Annotated in this window: 4 protein-coding genes and 1 pseudogene; all 5 read left to right on the top strand. The window is 69.5% G+C overall.

The features are described from left to right. A pseudogene (locus ACH107_RS30505) lies at positions 1-478 on the top strand (energy transducer TonB); the annotation flags it as partial. Next, positions 475-1,803 (top strand): Tol-Pal system beta propeller repeat protein TolB, encoded by a 1,329-nt coding sequence (tolB, locus tag ACH107_RS30500; RefSeq protein WP_412509448.1) that lies wholly within the window; start codon positions 475-477, stop codon positions 1,801-1,803. The pseudogene ACH107_RS30505 and the gene tolB, both read left to right, overlap by 4 nt. A 78-nt stretch (positions 1,804-1,881) precedes the next feature. After that, the gene (pal, locus tag ACH107_RS30495) at positions 1,882-2,388 is read left to right on the top strand and encodes a peptidoglycan-associated lipoprotein Pal (RefSeq protein ID WP_412509447.1); all 507 of its coding nucleotides are present in this window, start codon (positions 1,882-1,884) and stop codon (positions 2,386-2,388) included. 11 nt (positions 2,389-2,399) lie between these two features. After that, a complete protein-coding gene (gene ybgF / locus ACH107_RS30490) occupies positions 2,400-3,242 on the top strand; it encodes a tol-pal system protein YbgF (protein ID WP_412509446.1) in 843 nt (280 codons plus the stop codon). Next, positions 3,233-4,323: tRNA lysidine(34) synthetase TilS (gene tilS, locus ACH107_RS30485; RefSeq protein WP_412509445.1), on the top strand; the 1,091-nt coding region annotated here is incomplete at its 3' end. The genes ybgF and tilS, both read left to right, overlap by 10 nt.

The following is a 4,323-nucleotide window of genomic DNA, read 5'->3' as shown; positions in this document are numbered from 1 at the left end:
TCTATCAGGAAAGCAAGTTCATCTCGGACAACCGCCCGCCGCATGTCTATGCGCTGGGTGTGATCCCCACGGGGCCGAGACCGACGAGAGCGCGGTGACCGACGCGCTGGCCGAGGCCATGGGACAGACCGACGGCGACACGGCCCCGGCCGGCCCGCCGTTGTCGCGTGGCGAGAAGGACGCGCTGCGCGTGGCGGTCGAGCAGTGCTGGAACGTCGGGTCGCTGAGTTCGGCGGCGTTGCGGACCACGGTTGTCTTGGGTGTCAGCATGAACAAGGATGGCACGCCGCGGCGCGAGACGATCGAGCTGCTGAGCGCGACCGGTGGAGATGACGCCGCGGCGCGGCAGGCATTCGAGGCCGCGCGGCGGGCGATCATCCGCTGCGGCTTGCGCGGCTATGACCTGCCGCCGGAGAAGTACGAACGCTGGCGGGACATCGAGATGACATTCAATCCCGAGAAAATGAGGATCAAATGATGCGCATTCTATTCACCCTCGTGGCGGTCCTTGGCGTGTGGGCCGCGCCGGTCGCGGCGCAGCAGGATGACGGGCCGCTCAGGATTGAAATCACGGAAGGCGTCATCGAGCCGTTGCCGGTCGCCGTGCCCGATTTCCTGTCGGAGGACGCGACCGGCGCGGATTTCGGGCGCCGGATCGCCGATGTCATCGCCGCCGACCTGACGGGCACCGGCCTGTTCCGGGAAATCCCGCCCGACGCCTTCATCAGCCGGCTCACCAGCTTTTCCAGCCCGGTCGAGTTCTCGGACTGGCGTGCGATCAACGCGCAGGCGCTGGTCAGCGGCGCGGTGACGGCGGACGCGAGCGGCAAGCTGGCGGTCCGCTTCCGGATTTACGACGTCTTCGCCGGGCAGGAGCTGGGGCAGGGCCTGCAATTGACCGGTACCCAGCAGGGCTGGCGCCGGATCGCGCACAAGGTGGCCGACCAGGTGTATTCCCGCATCACCGGCGAGGCGCCGTATTTCGACAGCCGGGTGGTTTACGTGGCCGAGACCGGCCCCAAGGACAACCGCGCCAAGCGGCTGGCGATCATGGATTACGACGGGGCCAACGTGCGGTACCTGACCGACAGTTCCGCGATCGTGCTGGCGCCGCGGTTTTCGCCCAGCGGGGATCGCGTGCTTTATACCAGTTACGAGTCGGGCTTTCCGCGCATCAACGTGATGGACGTGGGCCGGGTGGAACGCAGCGTCCTGCCGACCGACGAGGGCACGATGAGCTTTGCGCCGCGCTTTGGCCCGGACGGGCGAACGGTGGTCTATTCGTTGGCGCGCGGTGGCAACACGGACCTGTACCGGATGGACATATCATCGGGGGCGAGCACGCGGCTGACGAGCGCGCCATCGATCGAGACGGCGCCGAGTTTCAGCCCCGACGGTACGCGTATCGTCTTTGAAAGCGACCGCTCGGGCAGTCCGCAGCTTTACATCATGCCCGCCGGGGGCGGTGATGCGGAGCGCATAAGCTTTGGGCAGGGGCGCTATGGCACCCCGGTCTGGTCGCCGCGCGGGGACCTCGTCGCGTTCACGAAGCAGTCCAAGGGGCGGTTTCATATCGGGGTGATGCGCACCGACGGCAGCGAGGAAAGGCTGTTGACGGCGTCGTTTCTTGACGAGGGGCCGACATGGTCGCCCAACGGGCGCGTCATCATGTTCACGCGCGAGACGCAGGGCGCGCAGGGGCGGGCCAGCCTCTATTCCGTGGACATCACGGGCCGCAACCTGCGCCAGATCCCCACCGATACCGGCGCCAGCGATCCGTCGTGGTCGCCGTTGCAGGATTGACATGCATGGCGCGTTTTCTTGCCGTGCGCGCTGTGCTAGAACCGTGGCAAGGCAGTGATGAAAAAGCGGGGCAATTCGATGACGTATCTGAGCAAGACATTTCTTCTGATCGTGGGGGTGTCGCTGGCGGCGTGCAGCGGCGCCGGACGGTTCGATGATGGCGCCGCGGGCGGCGGTCTTGGGGCCGGCGGCACGGCAGCCGGCATGCCCGCGCCGGAGACGCCGCAGTATTTCCAGCAGGCGGTCGGCGACCGCGTTTTCTTCGCGGTGGACCAGTCGTCGCTTTCCTCCGAGGCCAAGGCCACGCTCGACGGGCAGGCCGACTGGCTCGGTGCCAACGGCGAGTACGACGTGGTTATCGAGGGCCACGCCGACGAGCAGGGCACGCGCGAATACAACCTCGCGCTGGGGGCGCGGCGCGCCAACGCCGTGCGGGAATACCTTGTGAGCCAGGGCGTGCCGGCCGACCGCATGCGCGTGGTGAGCTATGGCAAGGAAAGGCCGATCGAGATTTGCAGCGCCGAGAGCTGCTATGCCAAGAACCGCCGCGCCGTGACGGTCATCTCGGCCGTGCCGACAAGCTGACGGGGCGGGCGATGCGCGGCGTTCTCCAGTCACTTGCCCTTGCCGTTTTCCTGATGCCCGTGCCGCCCGCCGTGGCGCAGCAGGATGAAACGCTGGCCGATATCCGGCAGGAGTTGTCGGTGCTTTACGTGGAGTTGCAACGGCTCAAGCGGGAACTCAGCACGACGGGCGGGGCGGACGGCATGTCCGCCTCCGGCGGGTCGCTTCTGGACAGGGTGGACGCCATCGAGAGCGCGTTGCAGGACCTGACAGCGCAGACCGAGCGTCTGGAATTCCGCATCGAGCGGGTCGTTCGCGACGGGACCAACCGGTTGGGTGATCTCGAGTTCAGGGTGTGCGAGCTGGACAGCGATTGCGATATCGCCGGGTTCGAACCGGGCAGCACGTTGGGCAGCGTGGCCGATGACGACGTGGACGCCGGGGCATCGGCAGGGGCCGGCGACCCGGACGAGCCCGCGGGGCCGCAGCTGGCCGTCAGCGAACAGGCCCAGTTCGACGAGGCCAAGGCGGCGCTGGAGGCGGGCAATCACGCGACCGCGGCCGACCTGTTCGCCGCGTTCGAGGCGGATTACCCCGGCGGGCCGCTGATGCTTCGGGCGCGGCTCTTGCGCGGCGAGGCGCTGGAACAGGCCGGCGCGACCAACCGCGCGGCGCGGGCGTACCTGGACACGTTCAGCGCGGCGCCCAATGGCCCCGAGGCGCCCGAGGCGCTGTATCGTCTCGGCGAGGCGCTTGGCCGCATGGGCAAGACGGACGAAGCCTGCCTGACGCTCGGCGAGGTCGGCGCGCGTTTCCCGGGCGGCGAGGCGGCCGGGCGCGCGGCGGAGGCCATGACGCGGCTGGGATGCAGCTGAGCGAGCGGGACGCCGCGGCGCTGGTCAAAAGGATCGCGGCGTTCTTCGGGCCTGACCCGCCCCCGGTGCTTGGCGTTGCCGTGTCGGGGGGCAGCGACTCCCTTGCCTTGCTGGCACTTCTGACCACATGGCGCGACATGGGCGGCCCGGACCTGTGCGCCGTCACCGTCGATCACGGTCTGCGCGCCGAGGCCGCTGACGAGGCCGCGCGGGTGGCGGCAGACTGTGCGCGGCTTGGCGTGCCCCACGATACGCGGGAATGGCGCGGCTGGGACGGGCAGGGCAACCTGCCGGACAGGGCGCGCCGCGCCCGCTATGGCCTGATGGCGCGGTGGGCGTCGGAACGCGGCGTCGGCCATGTCGCGCTTGGCCACACGGCGGACGACCAGGCGGAAACGTTCCTGATGCGCCTGTCGCGTGAAGCGGGGCTCGAAGGGCTGACGGGCATGGCCCCGCACCGGGAGGTCGATGGCGTGACCTTCTGCCGGCCGGTTCTGGACATCACCCGCGAGACCCTGCGCGACGTGTTGCGGGCACGCGGCATGAGCTGGGTCGAGGACCCCGGCAACGTGGACACACATTACGCGCGGGTGCGCGCGCGTGCCGCGCTTGCCGAGCTGGCGCCCATGGGCATCACGGCGCCGGGGCTGGTGCGTGTCGTGGGGAACCTGCGTCAGGCGGACGACACGCTGGACGGGTATGTCCATGACGCCGCCCGGGCGCTGGTGCGGATCGAGGCGGGGGACCTGCTGGTCGCGCGGCCCGGTTTTGACGCGTTGCGAGATGAAATCGCGCGTCGCCTGCTTCGCCACGCGCTCGGCTGGGTTTCGGGGGCGGAATATCCCCCGCGCCGCCGCGCGATGCGCCGTCTGGCGGAGACGATCGCGGCGGGGCGCGGCATGACGCTGCAGGGCTGTGTTGTCACGGTCAGGCCGCGCGCGATACGGGTTTCGCGCGAACCGCGGGCATTGGCGGGCGAGACGGCGCTACCCGGCGCGCTGTGGGACGGGCGCTGGCGCATCACCGGGCCCGAGACGCCGGGCGCTATCGTGGCGGCATTGGGGATGGCGGGGCTGCGCGC

The sequence above is a fragment of the Roseovarius halophilus (ex Wu et al. 2025) genome, assembly GCF_047086965.1.
The sequence above is the reverse complement of the archived record's forward strand: the minus strand, read 5'-3'. Positions and strand labels throughout refer to the sequence as shown.